This is a genomic window from Neorhizobium turbinariae (genome assembly GCF_023223505.1).
Lineage (GTDB): Bacteria > Pseudomonadota > Alphaproteobacteria > Rhizobiales > Rhizobiaceae > Neorhizobium > Neorhizobium turbinariae.
Map to the genome: position 1 here is coordinate 19422 of NZ_JALPRY010000017.1, position 18932 is coordinate 38353.

Annotated in this window: 17 protein-coding genes; 5 read left to right on the top strand and 12 right to left on the bottom strand. The window is 61.3% G+C overall.

What is annotated here, in order from left to right; genetic code table 11:
• Window positions 1–60 precede the first annotated feature (60 nt).
• The 10 genes from M0654_RS15700 to M0654_RS15745 form a co-directional block, all read right to left on the bottom strand.
• On the bottom strand, window positions 61–984 hold the full coding sequence (locus M0654_RS15700; protein ID WP_248683923.1) for a methylenetetrahydrofolate reductase: 924 nt from the start codon (window positions 982–984) through the stop codon (window positions 61–63).
• Between the two features lie 90 nt (window positions 985–1074).
• Window positions 1075–2487 (bottom strand): vanillate/3-O-methylgallate O-demethylase, encoded by a 1413-nt coding sequence (gene ligM, locus M0654_RS15705; protein ID WP_118850999.1) that lies wholly within the window; start codon window positions 2485–2487, stop codon window positions 1075–1077.
• Between the two features lie 132 nt (window positions 2488–2619).
• Window positions 2620–3354, bottom strand: a complete 735-nt coding sequence (locus M0654_RS15710; RefSeq protein ID WP_390920467.1) for a GntR family transcriptional regulator — start codon at window positions 3352–3354, stop codon at window positions 2620–2622.
• 108 nt (window positions 3355–3462) lie between these two features.
• On the bottom strand, window positions 3463–4332 hold the full coding sequence (locus M0654_RS15715; RefSeq protein WP_248683924.1) for an NAD(P)-dependent oxidoreductase: 870 nt from the start codon (window positions 4330–4332) through the stop codon (window positions 3463–3465).
• A 10-nt stretch (window positions 4333–4342) separates the two neighbouring features.
• Entirely contained in the window at window positions 4343–5398 is a 1056-nt protein-coding gene (locus M0654_RS15720; RefSeq protein ID WP_248683925.1) for a 4-oxalomesaconate tautomerase, read from the bottom strand.
• The gene (locus M0654_RS15725; protein WP_248683926.1) at window positions 5395–6096 is read right to left on the bottom strand and encodes a 4-carboxy-4-hydroxy-2-oxoadipate aldolase/oxaloacetate decarboxylase; all 702 of its coding nucleotides are present in this window, start codon (window positions 6094–6096) and stop codon (window positions 5395–5397) included. Before M0654_RS15725 ends, M0654_RS15720 begins: the two co-directional genes overlap by 4 nt.
• A 15-nt stretch (window positions 6097–6111) precedes the next feature.
• Window positions 6112–6840, bottom strand: a complete 729-nt coding sequence (locus M0654_RS15730) for a PIG-L deacetylase family protein (protein ID WP_248683927.1) — start codon at window positions 6838–6840, stop codon at window positions 6112–6114.
• Between the two features lie 18 nt (window positions 6841–6858).
• The gene (locus M0654_RS15735; RefSeq protein WP_248683928.1) at window positions 6859–7818 is read right to left on the bottom strand and encodes a VOC family protein; all 960 of its coding nucleotides are present in this window, start codon (window positions 7816–7818) and stop codon (window positions 6859–6861) included.
• 257 nt (window positions 7819–8075) lie between these two features.
• Window positions 8076–8819, bottom strand: coding sequence for a TerC family protein (locus M0654_RS15740; RefSeq protein WP_118851006.1), 744 nt, complete (start codon window positions 8817–8819; stop codon window positions 8076–8078).
• A gap of 299 nt (window positions 8820–9118) precedes the next feature.
• The gene (locus M0654_RS15745; protein ID WP_248683929.1) at window positions 9119–9805 is read right to left on the bottom strand and encodes a GntR family transcriptional regulator; all 687 of its coding nucleotides are present in this window, start codon (window positions 9803–9805) and stop codon (window positions 9119–9121) included.
• Window positions 9806–10248: 443 nt separating this feature from the next.
• On the opposite strand from M0654_RS15745, the gene M0654_RS15750 reads away from it, so the two are divergent.
• The 5 genes from M0654_RS15750 (at window position 10249) to M0654_RS15770 (ending at window position 15100) form a co-directional block, all read left to right on the top strand.
• The gene (locus M0654_RS15750) at window positions 10249–11052 is read left to right on the top strand and encodes an ABC transporter substrate-binding protein (RefSeq protein ID WP_248683930.1); all 804 of its coding nucleotides are present in this window, start codon (window positions 10249–10251) and stop codon (window positions 11050–11052) included.
• Between the two features lie 80 nt (window positions 11053–11132).
• Entirely contained in the window at window positions 11133–11807 is a 675-nt protein-coding gene (locus tag M0654_RS15755) for an amino acid ABC transporter permease (RefSeq protein WP_248683931.1), read from the top strand.
• Window positions 11808–12126: 319 nt separating this feature from the next.
• Window positions 12127–12912, top strand: coding sequence for a cyclase family protein (locus M0654_RS15760; protein ID WP_118851010.1), 786 nt, complete (start codon window positions 12127–12129; stop codon window positions 12910–12912).
• A gap of 59 nt (window positions 12913–12971) precedes the next feature.
• The gene (locus M0654_RS15765) at window positions 12972–14561 is read left to right on the top strand and encodes a phytoene desaturase family protein (RefSeq protein WP_248683932.1); all 1590 of its coding nucleotides are present in this window, start codon (window positions 12972–12974) and stop codon (window positions 14559–14561) included.
• A 29-nt stretch (window positions 14562–14590) separates the two neighbouring features.
• On the top strand, window positions 14591–15100 hold the full coding sequence (locus M0654_RS15770) for a MarR family winged helix-turn-helix transcriptional regulator (protein ID WP_248683933.1): 510 nt from the start codon (window positions 14591–14593) through the stop codon (window positions 15098–15100).
• 40 nt (window positions 15101–15140) lie between these two features.
• On the opposite strand, the gene M0654_RS15775 is transcribed toward M0654_RS15770, so the two are convergent.
• Together M0654_RS15775 and M0654_RS15780 are read right to left on the bottom strand one after the other, a co-directional pair.
• The gene (locus M0654_RS15775; protein WP_248683934.1) at window positions 15141–16688 is read right to left on the bottom strand and encodes an indolepyruvate oxidoreductase subunit beta family protein; all 1548 of its coding nucleotides are present in this window, start codon (window positions 16686–16688) and stop codon (window positions 15141–15143) included.
• A gap of 11 nt (window positions 16689–16699) precedes the next feature.
• Complete coding sequence (locus tag M0654_RS15780; protein WP_248683935.1) at window positions 16700–18853, bottom strand: indolepyruvate ferredoxin oxidoreductase subunit alpha; 2154 nt, start codon at window positions 18851–18853, stop codon at window positions 16700–16702.
• Window positions 18854–18932: the final 79 nt, after the last annotated feature.

The following is an 18932-nucleotide window of genomic DNA, read 5'->3' on the forward strand; positions in this document are numbered from 1 at the left end:
CGCGAAAACGCCGCCAGCAGGATGCCAGCGGCGGCGTTTAAGACTTCTCCGAACCCAGCCTCAGGCCGTCGCGGCCTGTCTTTCAGGAAGCCGCGCGTTCATCCATTCGGCGCTGGTGCGAATGCCGCCGAGCGGGAAGACATGGATCTGCTGGATCAGGCTTTCCGGATGGGCTGCCTTGTAATCCGCGATATCCTCGAGGACTTCCGCCGGTTCATAAGGGACGAGTAGCTTGCTCAGGTCCATGGCGCGCTTCTGGAGAACCGCGATGGACGGTCCAACACCGCAGGAGATCGCAAACTTGATCAGCGTCTGCAGCTTGGTGGGGCCGGCGATACCAAGATGGATCGGCAGCTTGACGCCGGCTGCGGCAATGCGCTCGGCCCAGGCAATGACGGGCTTGGCATCGAAGGCGAACTGGGTGACAATCGCCATTTCGGCATCGCTGCTTTCGGAAAAAGCCTGCTTGAACTTGAGCGCCTCATCGACGATGCGGTAGCCGCCGTCTTTGTCGATATCCTTGTTGCCTTCAGGATGGCCAGCGACATGAAGGCGCTTGAAGCCGTACCGGTCGAACAGGCCGGACTCGATCATCTGCATTGAGCTGTCGAGCTCGCCAGCAGGGGTCGAAACACCGCCACCCAGCAGCAGCGCCTGCTCGACGCCCGCCTCATTATGGTAGCGCTTGATCCAGTCTTCCAGAACGGCGAGGCTCGGAATGATGCGGGCCGGGAAATGCGGCATGACGGGGAAACCATCATCGGTCAGGCGCTTGGCCGTCGCCACCATCTCCTCGATCGGCGTGCCCTCGATATGGGCGACATAGACGCGGGTGCCCTTCGGCAGGAGCGTCTTGAAGTCCTCGATCTTGGCCGCGGTGCGCGGCATAACCTCGATCGAATAACCGTCGATGAGGTCCCTGAAGCGGGTGGACTCGACCGGCGCTTCGTCCGGCTTGCCCTTGAACAAATTCATAAGTGCCATTGTTGATCCTCCCCCCGCTCAGCCAATGAAAACCTCTCCGTCACGTGGACGAAAGGCGTGCGAGACAGTGATGTCTCGCACGCCTTGGCCTTAGAGGGCCTTCTTCGTGCGCCAGCTTTCGGCGTAATTTTCACGAGCTTCCTGTGCGTAAGGCACGGCGGCAACGCGAACGCGGATCTCGGCCTGGCCGTGGCCCTGCTCGACCGAGGTCTTGGAGGTGCCACCATCCGGCTCGCCCCAGACGAGCGTCAGGACGTCGTTTTCCTTGATGTCGGCATCAACAACGCCGAGCGACAGCATGGAGCGCTCGTTGTAGCTGTAGCCGTTGAACATCGAGAGGCCGACGACCTTGCCATCCTTCAGCACCTTGTCGAAGCTCGAAGACGCGTAGTTGGAAAGCGGGAAGTCGATCCACTTCTTGGCCTGCTCGCCCGGCTGGAAGGCCGAAGCGATGACCTTGACGACATCGTCAGAGTTCCACTCGAAAGTGACCTTGCGGCGCTGCGGGGTTTCCTTCTGCTTCTCAACGGCAGCGCGACCGACAAAGTCGTGGTCGAACTTGACGTAAACGCCGTAGCCCAGCTCGTAGGGGTTGAGATAATAGTCTTCGATGTTGTCGGACACGAAGCTGCCGCCGATCGAACCCGAAGCTTCGTAGCTCTGGGCGGAGAGCCAGTCGCGATAACCCTGCAGTTCGTCGCCCGTGTAGATCGCCGGGAGCGGCGACGGGATCCAGCCGGACTCCAGCGTGTTGGTGGCGTATGCACGGCTACCGACCGGACGCAGATCAACGCCTGCCTCTTCCGCAGCCTTCATGATGGCGTCGCGGACTTCGTCCTTTTCAGCATACGGACCCCAGATTTCAAGACCCGGAGCACCGGCCATGCCGTGCCGCAGAGCCTGGACCTTGCGACCGCCGACATTGATCCAGTCAACGTGGAAGAACTTGATTTCCGGGATCGGACCACCGTTCATCTTTTCGAAGACCTTCGGGGCGTCCGGGCCCTGGATCTGGAAACGGTAGTGGATACGGGTAACGAGCTTGCCATCAGGGCGCGACGGCGAGCGCGGGTCGTGCGTCAGCTTGACGTTATGCTTGCCGAGCGAGGCATTGTAGAGCAGCCAGTTAGCAGTCGGCGCGCGGCCAACGAGAACGAACTTCTCTTCGGTTTCGCGGAAGATGATCATGTCGCCGATGACGTAGCCGGCCGGCGTTACCGGCACATAATGCTTGGCGCGGTTCGTGCCAAAGTTGGCAAAGCTGTTGATCGCGAGGCTCTCGAGGAACTTGGCCGCATCCGGGCCTTCGACAACCAGTTCATCCATGTGGTGGGACTGGTCGAAAAGCACGGCGCCTTCACGCCAGGCAGCCTGTTCCGAACGCCAGTTCGAAAATTCCGGAGCGACGACAGGGTATACATAGATGCCGGTCTTGGAGTTGCGCAGGTGCTCAACAGTGTTGCCTGCATCCTTCAAAACTTGCGTAAGATTGGCTTGGGTCACGGAAATCCTCCCTTGGTTCGCGAGTGGATGTATACATGACGTCATCCATTGCCAAATTCAAGGGAAAAGAATCAGCCAGCGCATCGTGGCCGGCGGCCGTGCCCGGAGATGCGGGACCTATTGAAGTCCGACTCAGGAATTGAGAAGCACGAGGCCCGGCAGCGTCAGCATCAGTTCCGGATCTTCATATACGGCATATTCCAGGTTCTTGCGAGCGATGCGGGCGTGCTCCCGCGCAATAAACTCGGCGCGAGCCCCTTCGCGGCTCGCAACGGCGGCGAGCAGGTTGCGGTGCTGGTCCTGGGCGATATGCAGCGATTGCCGGAAGGCTGCAACCTGCGTACTCCCCGACAGGAAGGCCGACGGCGAGGCAAATGGCAGGCGCGTCGCGCGGTCCACTTCGCGCTGGATAACCGTGCTCCCGGACATTTCCACGAGCGTGGCATGGAAGCGGGCATTGGCTTCGGAATACGCTTCGAGATCCACATCATCCGAACTGCTGCCGAAGCAATCTTCAAGCCGCGCCAGAAGCTCCCGCAACTGGTCGAGCCCAGCCTGCGACACGCCACGTTCGGCGGCGAGCCGTGCCGCCGTGCCTTCCAGAACGCCGCGCAGTTCGATGGCATCAACGGCATCGGCATAGGTGAAGCTGCGCACCACGAAGCCGCCATTGGCGAGCCGGTCCAGCAGGCCTTCCTCGGCAAGGCGCGACATCACCTCACGCACCGGCGTGCGGGAAATCTGCAGCGTTTCGGCAAGCGGCACCTCGAACAGGCGCGTCCCGCCGGGATAATCACCGCTCAGGATCCGCTTGCGCAGCTCCATCAGCGCACGCATCGTGTGGGTATTTCTTGAAGGCTCTTCCACATCTGCACCTATGCAAAGCCGGCGCGCTGCCGCCCGATCGGAAGAAAGCTTAGCGGGTTCTGAAAGACTCGCCAAGGGCCGTGTATACATGCCGCCGAAGAGGGTGTCTCAGCCTTTGAGGCGCGCAGCCAGCACGCGCACCACCGTCTCGTGCAGATCCTCGCCGTCAACGACACCGCTTGCCGCCATCGCGTCCTGAATGGCTGCGGTTTCTCGCGCGATCCCGCCGTTCAGGCCAAGTGCATCGAGCGTCGCACCGCTTTCGCGCATTTCGGCGGCCCGGCGGCGGCCATGGCGCGTGGTGCGTTCGAACTGATAGTTCGGGAACTTCGACCACTCCAGGCCGGGAAAGCTTTTCGACAGCGACGCCAAGATCTCCTCGAAACAGCCTGATGCTTCTGCAGCGAGCAGAGCTTCAACCGTGATCGCTTCCAGGCCCTTCACGAACACCGAGCGCACCATCTTGATCGCCGTTGCGGAGCCGACTTTCGCGCCTGCTACGTTGGCATCAAAGCCCAGTTCCCGCAGCCGCCCGACCAGTGTTTCCGCCACACTGCCGGCGATCAGCACCGGCGTTGCGTGACCCTTGGGGTGGACCGGCGCCATGACCGCCATGTCGAGATAATCTGCGCCAGCGCCCTCGATCAACTCTGCCGTTTCCCGCTTTCGATCCGGCGACACGGAGTTGATGTCGATGAAGAGCGCACCCTGGCCGATGGCAGGCAGGATCGACTGCGCCGCCTCCAAGCTCTGGTCGGCCGTCACTGCGCTGAAGATCCATTCCGCATCGGCAAGTTCGGCGGCAGACCGGGCGACAGAAACGTTACGCGACTGTATCGCCTGCTGCATGCCACCGAAAGACTGCTCATCATCGAGCAGCCGGTCATAAGCGCGAAATTCTCCGGTCTGGAGCACCGGCGCCAGGGTATCATGGAATGCGCGGGCGGCTTCGCCGAAGCCCAAGAATGCGATCTTCATCGTCGGCACCTCAGTCGCCAAATACCATCCCGTCGAAAAGCTTGCGCGCCGTCCGCAGCACCGCCGCCCGGTGGACCTCGCCATCCTTCATCGTCGCGATGACGCTCATCTCGCCGGTTGGATGCTCGATCGACAGCAGCTTTTCATCTCCTTCGGGAATCGCCGCCAGCTCGCTCGCCGGCCCCTCGGGCAGCAGGCAGGCCGTGGCCACGCTGACAGCGCCGAGGACGCCGATCGCATCGTGGCAGGTATGGGGAATGAAGGTGCGGGTCGAGATTGCACCGCCACCGGTCGCCGCGGATACCATCGTCATCTTGGGAACGGACTTTTTCGAGACGTCGCCGAGGTTCATCATCGGGCCGGCCTTCAGCCGGATCGCTTCGAGCTTTGCCCTCAGTTCCTGGTTAGCCTCAAGATCCTTCGGCTTTTCGTCGCCGCGAATGCCAAGCGCATCGGCGCGCATCACCACACAGGGCATGCCGTTGTCGATCAGCGTGCAGGCCACGCCTTCGATCTCGTCCACGGCATTGCCGGTCGGCAGCAGCGCGCCGCAGGAAGATCCGGCCGTATCGGCAAACACGATCGGCACCGGTGCCGAGGTGCCAGGTACGCCGTCGATACGCGCATCACCCTTATACGTGACCTTGCCGCCGGGCGTCTCGACCGTCGCAATGGCAATCTGGCCGGTGTTTTCCATGTAGATCGAGACTTCGGTCTTCTCGCCCTTCACCGGCACCAGCCCGCGTTCGATCGCAAACGGCCCGATACCGGCGAGGATGTTGCCGCAGTTCTGGGCGTCGGTGACAATCGGCTGGTCGACGAAGACCTGCAGGAACAGGTAATCGACGTCGACGCCCTCGCGCTCCGACTTCCTGACGACGGCAACCTTCGAGGTGAGCGGATTGGCGCCGCCCATGCCGTCGATCTGGCGGCTGTCGGGCGACCCCATGGCGCGCAGAAGAAAACCGTCACGATCCGCCGGCAGGTCTTCGGCCAGGAAATATCCGCCCTTGGACGTGCCGCCGCGCATCCACATGCAGCGGACGCCGTTCTCACTTGCGTTCATAGCCGCCTCCCAGACCGCTCGACGGTCAGATAATATTTCAGGCCCTTTTCGGCCAGTCTGCCCCGCATGTCGTAGATGTCGAGACCGAGTTCACCAGCGGCAAGACGCTTGCGCTTTCCTTCTTCGGCCGCGACACGCGCCTCGGCTTTCTTGGCCACCTCTGCCGCTTCTTCACGCAACACGACGCAGACACCATCGTCATCGGCGACGATGACGTCGCCCGGACGCACATAGGCGCCGGCGCAGACCACCGGGACATTGACCGATCCCAGCGTCTCCTTCACGGTACCCTGTGCGAACACCGCCTTGGACCAGACCGGAAACTGCATCTCGGTGAGGTCGGCGACATCACGCACACCGGCATCGATGATCAGCCCCTTGCAGCCGCGTGCCATCGCGGAGGTCGCGAGCAGGTCACCGAAATAGCCGTCTTCGCAGGGGCTGGTGGGTGCGAGCAGCAGGATGTCGCCCGGCTTGATCTGCTCGATCGCCACATGCAGCATCCAGTTGTCGCCCGGAGGGGCTGAAATGGTGACCGCACTCGCCGCCAGCCGCGCCCCGCGATAGATCGGCCGCATATAACTTGCGAGCAGCCCCTTGCGACCCTGCGCTTCGTGCACCGTCGCAACACCGCAGGCTGCCAGCCTGTCGATGACGGATTGCTCGGCGCGCTCGATGTTCTGGACAACCACACCCATCGTTCCGGCTCCCGCTTACAATTCGTCGACCGTGCGCGGGAAGACTGACTGGAAACCTTCCGCATGGGTGGACTTGCGCCCGCCCGACTGGCCGCCGGAATTGCGCATGAAATGGTTGCCGCGGTTTTCGGCGACGTTCTTGTAATAGTGCCAGAGGTGCTCCTGACCTTCCATGCACTGGATGGCGGCCCACTTCTTTTCCCAAACGGGCGAGATGTCCAGGAAGACGTCCGGCTTCCATTCCATCTGCTCGGTCTGGTGCGGCTCGAACAGGTAAAGCTGCGGCGCGCCGAGCACCTTTTCGCCCGGATTGTGGCCCCAGGCCTGGGCGATCATGCGTGCATCAAGCGCCACCTGAGTCGCATACATATGGTCCGTGTTGTACGGGTCCCACTTGGAGTGCGACAGCATGAATTCGGGCTGCACCTTGCGGATCACGTCGACCAGCTTGAACTTCGCGTCCTGGTCGACGATCAACGGATAATCGCCGAGGTCGAAGAACTGGATGTCGGTGACGCCAAGCGCCTTTGCTGCGTTTTCGGCTTCCCGCCGACGCTCCGACTTGACCTTCTCCAGCGTCATGCCGGGATTCTTCCAGAGCTTGGCGCTTTCGCCGCGCTCACCATAAGAAAGGCAGACGACGGTAACCTCGTAGCCCTTCTCCTCATGCAGCGCGATCGCGCCACCGCAACGCCAGACGAAATCCGCCGAATGGGCGCTGATGACCAATGCTGTCTTTGCCATGCTTAGCCTCGTATCCTGTTATTTGTGCACGACCGGGGGCGTGCCATGCGTATGGAATGTTTCGATGGTCTTCAGCCCCCAGGCCTGGCCCTTCTTGCGCTCGGTCTCGGTCCAGGTGACAGGCTCCCAGTCCGGCGCGAGAATGAGGCGCGCACCTGAATTGGCGAGCTCCACGCGGTTTCCAGCTGGCTCCCATACGTAAAGGAAGAAGGTGCCCTGGATCGCATGCTTGTGCGGCCCGGTTTCGATATGAACACCGTTTTCGAGGAAGATATCGGCCGCCCGCAGAATGTCTTCGCGCTGGTCGGTCGCATAGGTGATGTGGTGGAAGCGGGCAAAACCGCCGCCATGCTCTTCCGTGCAGGCAAGGTCATAAGTCTTGTTGTTGACGGTGAACCAGCAGCCACCGAGGCGCCCGTTGTCGAGCTGGATCTGCTCGGTGACGCGGGAGCCGAGACAGGTGACCATGAACTCGCGGAACTCCGTGACGTCGGCCGCCAGCAGGTTCAGGTGGTCGAGACGCCGCGGGCTTGCACCCTGGGCGTGGAAACGGCTCGACATGTTCTTGAGCGCCGGCTTGTCGGCAGCATCGGGCTGGTAACGGTTGGTTTCCCAGTAGATCTCGAAGACATGGCCGAAGGGGTCCTCGAAACGGAACGCGCGCCCGTGGCCGAGGTCGCCCTCAACCCAACCAATCGTCTTGAACCGGCTCGCCTCGATCGCCTTCACCCGACGCTCCAGCGCTTCCGGCGAAGAGACCCGGTAGCCGATATGGGCAACGCCGGTCGTGTCCGAACGCGTCAGCTTCAGCGTGTGGAATTCGTAGTCGTCCCAGGCACGCAGGTAGGTGGAATTCTCGTCTCGACCGCTGATCTTCAGCCCGTAAACGCGCGTGAAGAAGTCGAGGCTCTCGTCGAACTTGTTGGTCAATATCTCCACATGGCCCAGATGGGCCACGTCAAAGCAATGCTCTGTCAAAATATCCAGACTCCACGCTTGGCGCCCCAGGCGGGCACCGCCTCCTCGAAAACCGCGGTCGACCTCCCTCGACCGCAGCGGGCACAGGGCCCGAGATCTGCAGGAAAACATAAAAGCAGATATTAGTCCGGACGAATAGGATCTCCTGCCGCCTCATAAGTTTTGGTTGAATGGACGATGTTCAGCGACAAAAGAAAAAGGGGCGCAGCCGGAAGCTGCACCCCTTTTTGAAAGTCGATGTGGCTTGCCGTCAGCCGTCAGCCGCCCGGTGCCGGGGCAGGCGCTGCCGGTGCTGGAGCCGCAGGAGCGGAAGCCGGGGCCTCGGCGCCCCCGATAAACGGAATCCAGTCCATCGACCCGGGCCAGATGGCATTGGCGCCATTGAACACCATTTCGAGCGCCACGTAGAGGATAATGAGCAGACCGACATAAGCGATCCAGCGATGCTTGTTGAGCAGGCGAGCGATGAAGCTTGCCGCAAGGCCCATCAGGGCGATCGAAAGACCGAGGCCGACGATCAGCACCCATTGATGGTGACCCGCTGCACCGGCGACGGCGAGCACGTTGTCGAGCGACATCGAGACGTCCGCGATGACGATCTGCCAGGCAGCCTGGGCAAACGTCTTTCTCGGCGCACCACCGGCAACCGTGCCGTCCTTGTTGAGGTCGGCATTTTCCAGTGCTTCGGTGGCTTCTTCTTCCTGCTGATGAGGAGTGCGAAGCTCGCGCCACATCTTCCAGGAGACGTAAAGCAGGAGGATACCGCCCGCGATCAGCACCATGCCGCCAAGCGCGAGCAGTTGCTGGGTTATGGCAGCGAATAGAATACGCAGAACAGTTGCGGCGATGATCCCGACGAGGATCGCCTTTGCACGCACTTCCTTTGGAAGACCGGCCGCAGCCAGACCGATGACAATCGCGTTGTCACCGGCGAGCACAAGGTCGATCATGATCACCTGCGCGAGGGCAGCTAATGCCTCCGCCGTTAGAAAATCCATCATTTGGCACCCAATCGAAAAGCGAGAGTGACCTATGCTGCGAACGGTGACGAACTAGACCTCGAAGCGGCAGGTTCAACTGCCGCAGGTCTGAAAATTAGCGTCGTGTCGTGATTTCCGCGAACACCAGGCACCCAAGTTGGACAAAAACATCCAGTCCGACATCACAGTTCAGGTGAACTGCCAGAGGGGCCCGGTCCTGGTGACGCGAGATTTAGCGCTGTGTCCTGGAAAACTCAAGTAGCCGCATCACGAATGGATGACGCTGGCGTGAGCGGCACGACGGGACCTGCTTGCCCGGCTTATTCGGGGCACATGTCCCGCAACTGCACCTGGGTCGCCAGGATATCGCCCACCATCATTTCACGCGCTGCCACGCCGTTGCGGGCCCGCAGAGCCTCGATGATCTGGTAGTGGTAGGACGAGAACGGGTGCACCATTCCCTTGTCGAACTCCGCGGCCACATAGTTCGTCAGCATGCGCATGTAGGGGCCGAACCGCAGCCACAGCATTTCGATATGCTGCGGCAGGACTTGCGAACCGGACTTCTCGTAGATGCCGAAGTGAAACTCCTGGTTCTTGCGCAGCATGCCATAGACATCGCCAGCCTTACCGGTTTCCTCATGCTCTCGGGCAAGCTGTTCGGAACGATCAATGTCCTCATCGGTCATGTTGGCGGCAGCAAGTTCCGTGGCAAGCCCTTCGAGCACGGTGCGCGCCTGGCAAAGATCATCCAGGCGGCTGCGCGATACGGAGGGAACGCGCGCCGAGCCATTATGCCCGATCTCGAGACCGTTTTCGGCCGCCAGCCGACGCAAGGCCTCGCGCACCGGCATGTGGCTCGTGCCAAACTCGGTCGCCAGCGAGGAAATGGTGATTGCCTGGGCCGGAGCGAACGAGCCCCACATCAGCGCGTTGCGCAACTGCTCGTAAATGGAGTCCTGCACCGTTACCCGTGACGTGACCTTGAGAAGCTTGCTGCCCGCCATTCTGCCCTCTTATCTCCCTCAGATTTTGACCACGCCTCGCACAAGAGCGACTATTCATCAAGCGCGATCATTATGTGGCGGCCACTCGCTAAACGCGAAGTGGAAGGGCATGCCAGCCCATGTCGCTAATATAGGCATCTTGATCAATTGCGCAATTACCTGGGGAGGTTAGAGGAAATGTCACGCATCCCGGCTCCGTCAGAGCGCCGGATCACAAACTGAAAGTTCAGTAACATCAAGCGCTTGAACCGCCCCAACAATTTCTTTGAACCCTAAAACTTGGCCTCTTGAATCTCGCCTGATTTTCCATCACGATCCACGCTACGGGAGGATGCGGTGGATCGGCGAAAGCCGAGGCACCAAAGCGAGATAACCCGGAAAATTAAAAGACCTGCAGCCCCGCCGCTTCGGCAGGCTGACCAAACAGAGGGAAACAGAGAATCATGTTCACGACCGTTTGCCGCCGCACATTGCTGGGCCTTGCAGGCGCCGCCGTCCTTTCGCTCGCAGGCGCCGCTTCGGCCTCGGCCGCAGCGCTAGTGGTCGGCTCCTACCCGAGCAACCCGCCTTTTGAATACAAGACCTCCAGCGGTACCTTCGAAGGTTTCGAAGTGGATATCGTCAATGAAGTGGCCAAGCGCCTCGGCATGACGGTCGAGATCTCCGACCTTGGCTTCCAGGCACTTTTCGCTGCGACAGCCTCCAAGCGCATCGATGTCGCGATCTCCTCGATCACCATCACCAAGGAGCGCATGGGCAGCCAGTCCTTCACGCAGCCCTATTATGACTCCGACATGGGCATTGCGACGCGCAAGGAAGTCGAGATCTCCAAGATCGACGACCTGAACGGCAAGATCGTTGGCGTGCTGGCCGGGTCCACCGGTGACAAGTGGTCGAGGGAAAACAAGGACAAGCTCGGCATCAGCGAAATCAAGAGCTACAACGCCCAGCAGGACATGCTGATGGACCTGTCCGCCGGGCGCGCTGACGCCGCCGTCAGCGACGTTCCGGGCATGGAATATTCCTTCCTCAAGATGAAGGATCTTGCCGTCAAGGTTCGCATCAAGACCGGCGAGCAGTACGGCCTGATGATGACCAAGGACCATCCGCTGCTGGAGAAGGCAAACGAAGCTCTCACCGCCATGAAGAAGGACGGCACGCTTGCTGAAATCCACAAGAAGTGGTTCGGCAGCGAGCCGGCTGAAGGTTCGGCCTCTGCCGTCGAAATGCCGATGCCGAAGCCGTAAGGTTCTGGCCCATCCTGGATGCAAAAATGCGTGCCGGCCGGTAATGGCCGGCATTTTCATTGGCATAGAGAAGCTTCGCAATGACCCTGCTCGAGACATTTTTTAACATTGAGGTTCTGGGAGAGGCCTTTCCGGCGCTCCTGCGCGGCCTGATCAACACCTTCCTGCTTGGCATTGCCGGCATTGGCCTTGGCATCCCGCTTGGCCTGTTGATCGGTCTTATCCGCCTCTATGCTCCGAAGCCCTTCCGCTACGCCGCCGTCTTCTACATCGACATCCTGCGCGCCACCCCCATGCTGGTGGTGCTGATGATCATCTATTTCGCCCTGCCTTTCGTCGGCATCCGGCTTTCATCCTGGGCCTGCGCCATCCTCGCCTTCACGATCGTGATGGCCGCCTATATGGCCGAGGTATTCCGCTCCGGCATCGAGAGCATCCCGCGCGGACAGTTCGAAGCAGCGGCCGCCCTCGGACTTTCCTTCATCACCACCCTTCACAAGGTCGTGCTGCCGCAGGCGGTCCGGCTGGTCATTCCACCGACCACCAACAACTGCGTGTCGATGTTCAAGGACACATCGCTTGCCTCCACCGTCGCGCTTGCGGAACTGATGAAGGAAGGTCTCGATGCCCAGGCGCTTTACGCCAACCCGACGCCGTTGATTGGCGCCGCTCTGATCTACATCGCCTTCCTCTGGCCGATGGTGCGTCTGGTGAGCATGCTGGAAAAGAAGTTCAGCAAGGAAAAGAAGCGGTAACGCCAAGGCCGGCCGCTTCGGCACCACTGCCGACAACCTATTCATCTGCATATTTCGCAGCGAAAACGGCGCCCAACCTCGGGCGCCGGGGCGATGGTCAGCTGTGCCTGTAGCTTCTGGTTGCAAGGACTGGAAAGCCGCGCAAGTGGCTGGTTCGAATTAACTTTTAGAAGCAGCGGGTTGCCGAACCGAAAGCGCATTTCGATTGCTTGCATCGTCATATTTTCTGAAATAGGTTTTTGATCACGGACGACCGCCGGCCATCAGAAGCTGCGGTCGACTGCATCACCTAACCGGCCATTCAAGGGGAACCCGGCACATGTCTTCCAGCACTCTTTCCAGTCTCGCTTCCGCGCTCGTTTCCGGCTCCGTCAAGGTTGTCGACCTGACCGCTCCGCTCGGTCCCGACACGCCGGTTCTGTACCTGCCGCCGCAGTTCGGCAAGAACACGCCGAAGGTCGCCGTCCACACCATTTCAGAATACAACGAAGACGGTCCGTTCTGGGCCTGGAATTGGCTGGAGCTCGGCGAGCACACCGGTACGCATTTCGACGCGCCGTGCCACTGGATCACCGGCAAGGACAACCCGAACAACACCACCGACACCATTCCGCCTCAGAACTTCGTGGCGCCGGTCAACGTCATCGACCGCTCGAAGGAAGCAGCAGCCGATCCGGACTACCTGCTGACGGTGGAAAGCATCAAGGAATGGGAAGCCGAGCACGGCGAGATCGAAGCCGGCAGCTGGGTGCTGATGCGCTCCGACTGGTACAAGCGCAACGGCTCCACCGAGACCTTCCTGAACGCTGACGAAAACGGCCCGCATTCACCTGGTCCGACGGCCGAAGCCATCCAGTACCTGCTTTCCAAGGGCATCATCGGCTGGGGCCAGGAAACGGTGGGCACCGATGCCGGTTCGGCCGGTGGCATGAACCCGCCCTTCCCGGCGCACAACCTGATGCACGGCGCCGGCAAGTACGGCCTCGCATCGCTCTCCAACCTCGACCAGCTGCCGCCGAAGGGCGCCGTGCTGATCGCCGCTCCGCTCAAGATCGTCAAGGGCACCGGTTCGCCCGTTCGCGCCCTGGCTTTGATCGCCGGCTGATGAATGGGAGCCGGGCCGCCAACGGCCCGGCTTTCCCGTAAGACCTGGAGAGGCCGGAGATGGCAGAGTTCGACTACATCATTGTCGGCAGCGGCATCAACGCGCTGGTCGCCGCGGCGATGCTCGGCAAGAAGAACAAGAAGGTTCTTGTTCTCGAGCGCAACGCCCAGCTGGGCGGCTGTCTTCGCACCGAAGAGGTCACCGAGCCGGGCTTCGTGCATGACGTCATGGCGACGACCATGGTGTTGTTCCTCACCTCTCCCGCTTATGGCGCGCTTGCAAAGGATCTCGAAGCGCGCGGGCTTGAGTTCGCACATGCCGACCTCCCCACGGGCGTTTTGAGGCCGGACGGTTCCTCCGTCATCCTTTCCAAGGACCGCCAGAAGAATATCGCGACCTTCGAGGCGCTGTCGGAAGGCGACGGTACGACATTCGACCGCGAGATGAACCTGCTTGGCGCCGATGCCGCCTTCCTGTTCTCGCTGCTGGGTGGCGCACTGTGGTCCGGCGCGACGCTGAAGACCGTGGCGCGCCAGGGCTGGAGCAAGGGATTGCGGCAGTTGGCCGCCTGGTTTGGCGACGCGCTTGTTCCCGCGCGGGGCTATCTGGAAACAACCTATCGCTCCGAGGCGATACAAGCCCTATGGGCACCATGGGTCCTGCATTGCGGGTTGTCACCCGAAAGCGCCTATTCCGCCGAGATGGTAAAGGTCATCGGCTTTGCCGTCGAAATGGCGGGTTGCCCGATCGTCAAGGGCGGCGCGGCGAACCTCGTCAAGGCCTTCGAGAAGCTGATCACCGACCAGGGCGGGGTGCTGCGCACCCATAGCGATGTCGAACGCATCATGCCCGGCGCCGACAACAGCGCCCGCGGCGTGCGGTTGATGTCCGGCGAGACGATCTATGCCCGCGCCGGCGTGATCGCTTCCATGACCCCGAACCAGATCTACGAGCGCCTCCTGCAGGAATGGCCGCAGCCTCTCCCGGAAGAGGTGACCTCAAGCGTTGCCCGCTACCGCTACGGCAAGGGCAACATGCAGATCCACTATGCGCTATCGGGCCAGCCGCGCTGGAAAGGCGATCCGGATCTCGCCAAGGTCGCGCTGCTGCACCTGACGCCGGGGCTCGATGGCGTATCTCGCGCTACAAATGAATGCGAGCGCGGCCTGCTGCCCGCCGAACCGACCGTCTGCGTCGGCCAGCCTGCGAGCTTTGACCCGTCCCGCGCACCGGAAGGTGCCTCCGTGCTGTGGCTGCAGCTTCCGGAAACGCCACGTTTCATCAAGGGTGACGCTGCCGGAGAGATCGAGACGCCGGCCGATGGGCGCTGGACCGAAGACTTGCGCGAACGCTACGCCGATCGCATCGAGGCCATGCTGGCGCGCCACATCGAGAACTTCCATGAGATCAAGCTGTCGCGCCGCTGTTATTCGCCGGCCAACCTTGAATGCATGAACATGAACCTCGTCGGCGGTGATCCTTACGGCGGCTTCTGTGGCATCGACCAGTTTTTCCTCTGGCGGCCGTTCAAATCGTCTGTTAACCACCGCACCCACATACAGGGGCTGTACCACATCGGGGCTTCAACCCATCCGGGACCTGGACTTGCGGGCGGCTCCGGCTTCCTGCTCGCTTCATCGCTTCGATGACGACAATCGGCTGATCAAAACGAGGGCTCATGGCAGAACGGTTTTCAGGTGTGGTGCTGCGAAGGGATCCTGACGGAAACGCGTTGCCTCCCCCTACGATGGGAGAAATCGGTCTCAACCATTTCGCGCCTTACCTGATGAACCGCGTCGTGGCGCGCTGGAACTCCAACATGTCGGAGGAACTGCGCGAATACGACCTGTCCACGGCCAAGATGCGCACGCTCGCGGTGCTGAGCGTCTCTTCGTCGCTCACCATCAACGAGCTCTCTGTGTTCTCTGTCATCGAGCAGTCGACGATGAGCCGCACCCTGGATTCGCTTGAGGATCAGGGATACATCCGCCGCACGCCACGGCCTGAAGACATGCGCATTCGCGACGTGACGATCACCGAAGCGGGGCGCGAAGCCTTCGCGAGCTTCTGGCCGACGATGTACGATTCATTCATGCGGATGTTCGACGGCATCGACGAGGAGGAGTATCGCGTCTTCACCGCGACACTCCACAAGATCCTCCTGAACATCCGCAAGCACGAGATCTAGAGCGAACCCGCGCTGTTCCAGGCAATGTCGTCCACGCTCCTCAGAGCGTGGCGACGGTCTTCAATGCGCCGTCGAGCGCGATGCCACCCTCGTCAAGCAGGGCCGCCTGGCGCAGCCGCTTCATCCACGCGGCACCGTCTTCGCGGTTCGACAAGGTCTGAAGTGCCGACATGACGCGATCGAATTTGGAAAGACCGCGGGCGTGGGTATCGGAATAACCCTTCACCAGGCGCCGGTTGTTGATGACTTCAACGGCGAGATCATAGTTGCGCGAAATGAGCGACGTTGCTGCGCTGAGCCAGGCTTCGCGATGTTCGGTCTCGCGCGCATGGCGCAAGGTGCTGCGACGAATCCGGCGGAATGCGGCAAGCGTATAAAGCGTCAGGAACCAGGAGAGCGTGCCGGTCTTGACGCGGCGGCCCTTGTTGACCCGGCGGTCAAGCCAGGCGAACAGCTTGGGGCGTTCCTCGATCCACAGGCCGAGCTTCTTCGGCATTGTGCCGCAGATCTCTTCCATGCGCGGGTGCATGTATTCGGTCATGTAGAGGATCTGGTCAGGCTTGACCCCGACTTCCTTGCGCACCCGCTCGAAACGGCTGCCGCGGGTCTTGAGGTCGGCAACCCGAATGACATCGTCATAGGCCATGGCGACCGCAACATACTTTGCGGACTGGACGGTGAAGGCAAAATCCTTCTCTTGGCCACCATTGGCACGGTCGAGCTTGTGGAGCTGGCCGACGCGATCAAGATATTCCTCCGCATAGGCCGGATCCTGGAAATCCGTCAGTTTCTTCACGCCGGCAAACAGCAGCGGCCAAGCCACTTCCGGAAACTCTGCGCGAAGCCGGTGAACGAGGCGGTCAAGCTGCGGATGGCCAGCCGTTTCGGGCATCGCATCAAAGCGCTTTGCCGGCGAGGCACTGATCTGATCGCGTGGCTTGGCTTTGGCACGCTCGTAAGCGGCGTTGAAGGCACGAAGGCTGGGCTCCACGCCCTTGCCGCCACCACGAATGGTCGCCTCGAAGGCTTCCTTCGCGAAGGGTAAGACGTCGGCCGCAGCGAGCGCACCGAACATCGATGAGGAGATGACGCTGCCGTTCTTGGTGGCGAGGCTGTCCATGTCGAAGGCGATCGTGCGTTTGGCTGCGAAGTCTGTCGCACCGACCACCACGGTCGGATCACCGATGCCGTCGCCCGGCTTTTCCTTTTCGCCGACCGCGAAGGAGCGATGCGTGGAGGCAATCAGCACCGTCTTGTCCGGTGTGACCAGACCGCGCAGCACCGAGCGTCCGGCTTCCATCAGTTCGGATGCCAGCACGATATCCACGTCGCCCGGCGTTGGCATCAGGGAGAAGATCGGCGCCACGCCATCGCGCGCCGGCAGCATCTCGATATAATAGATCGTTGCCCCGGTGCGTTGCGCGACACCTGGAACAGACGTCGACTGGGCCATCCAGCCCTGCTCTTCCGCAAGACCCACGATCCAGTCCGCCAGCACGCCGCCGCCCTGGCCACCCATGGCGAGGATCGCGATGGTCAGCGGTTTGTCGATTGCCAGCAGGGACTTCGGGTTTACCATCTCGTTCATCTTCAAAACCCTCAGTCTGCGAATACGATACGACCGGCAGAGCGGCGCGCCTGCAGCCAGCCGATGACCTTGTTGCGCATCTTCGAAACGAAGCTGTCCCAACGGGTCGGGTTGTGGATCACATCGGCGCGATAGAAGGACGGACAGAGAACGGCGGCCTCAGAGACTTCACCGCAATTGCCGCAACCGACGCAGCTGTTGTCGATCGCCGCGACCGGATCATCCTTCAGGGGATCATCGGTATGCTTGACTGACAGCGACGGGCAGCCGGAGAGACGAATGCAGGCGTGATCGCCGGTGCAGACGTCTTCGTCCACGCCGAAGCGCTCCTTGACCATCCGCTTGCCGTCCTTCACCGCCTTGTTGAACTGCGGCTTCACACGACGCTGCTTGTTCAGCATGCATTCGGAGGAGGCGACGATGATCTTCGGCCCCTTCTCATCCGTCGTCAGCGCTTCCTTCAGCGTGTCACGCATCTTGGCGACATCATAGGTGCGGTCGATCTGGCGTACCCAAGTCGCACCGATGCCCTTCACCGCGTTGACGATGGAGTTGTTCGTCTTGCGGTTCGGGTTGATGGCGCGCGAAGACATGATGTCCTGGCCGCCGGTCGCCGCCGAATAATAGTTGTCGACGACGAGGATGACGCCGTCCTGCTTGTTGAAGACCGCGTTGCCCACCGAGGTCGCAAGACCATTGTGCCAGAAGCCGCCGTCACCCATTACCGAGATCGAACGCTTGTCCGCCTCGACGTTGAAGGCAGAGGCCGAGGCGGGGCCGAGACCGTAGCCCATCGTGGTGCCGCCGATATTGAAGGGCGGAAGGATCGAGAACAGGTGGCAGCCGATGTCAGCCGACACGTGATGCGGGCCGAGTTCCTTTTCGACGAGTTTCATGGCCGCAAAGATCGGCCGCTCCGGACAGCCGGTGCAGAAACCTGCCGGACGGGCCGGCACGACGTCGGCCAGCGCCTTGACCTTCGGATCGTTGAGGATCGGCGTCGGATCCGGCACCGGCGGCTGGTTGCCGAGCAGCAGGCGATCATAGGTTTCGACGAAGGTCTTCAGACCCTTCAGCATCACCGGTGCGGTATATTCGCCACCCAGCGGCAGCATGTCCTTGCCGTGCAGCTTGGTCTGGATGTCACGGCGACGCATCAGCGTGTGAAGCGTCTGCTCCACATATTCCGGCGCGCCTTCTTCGACCATGATCACCGCCTTCTTGCCAAGGCAGAACTCGACGACTTCGTCATCGATGGTCGGATAGGCGACGTTCATCACGTAGATCGGCACGAGCGAATTGCCGTAAACGTCGGCGAGGCCCATCTGCTGCAGCGCGCGCATGACGCCGTTGTAGTGGCCGCCGAGCGTGATGATGCCGATCTCGCCTTCCTTCGGACCGAAGAACTCGTTGAGCTTGCGCTCCTTGATGAAGTTGACGGCGGCCGGCCAGCGGCGCTCGATCTTGTCCTTGTCCTGCATGAAGTTGGCAGGCGGAAGCACGATGCGGTTGACGTCGCGGACCGGGTTCTCGAGCGCCTGCTTCAAGGTGAAGTCCGGACGCTTGTTGTCCTTGGCGACGAACTGGCCATGCACGTGACAGGCGCGGATGCGGACCTGCAGCATGACCGGCGTGGACGACGCCTCCGACAGTTCAAATCCATCTTCGACGGCCTGGACCATCGACGGCAGGTTCGGGCGCGGATCGAGGAGCCACATCTGCGACTTCATCGCAAAGGCGTGGCTGCGCTCCTGCATGATCGATGAACCTTCGCCGAAGTCTTCACCGAGGATGATGAGCGCGCCGCCATTGACGCCACCAGAGGAAAGGTTGGAAAGCGCGTCGGACGCCACGTTGGTGCCGGCGGTCGACTTCCAGGTCACGGCACCGCGCACCGGATACATGACGGAGGCGGACAACATGGCCGCGGCAGCTGCTTCGGATGCAGACGTCTCGAAATGAACGCCGAGATCCTCCATGATGTCCTTGGCGTCAGCTAGCACGTCCATCAGATGCGAGATCGGCGAACCCTGGTAGCCGCCGACATAGGAAACGCCCGACTGAAGAAGGGCCTTGGTAATTGCAAGGATACCTTCCCCGCGGAAGATCTCGCCTTCCCCAAGCTTCAGATCCTCGACTTCCCGCGCGAATGACCGTTCAGCCATGACTTTCCCTCTGCATCCCAGAAAACTTGCAAAATCATATTTCCTGATCGGAAAGCTGTCAAACCAAAGCGCAGCCTTC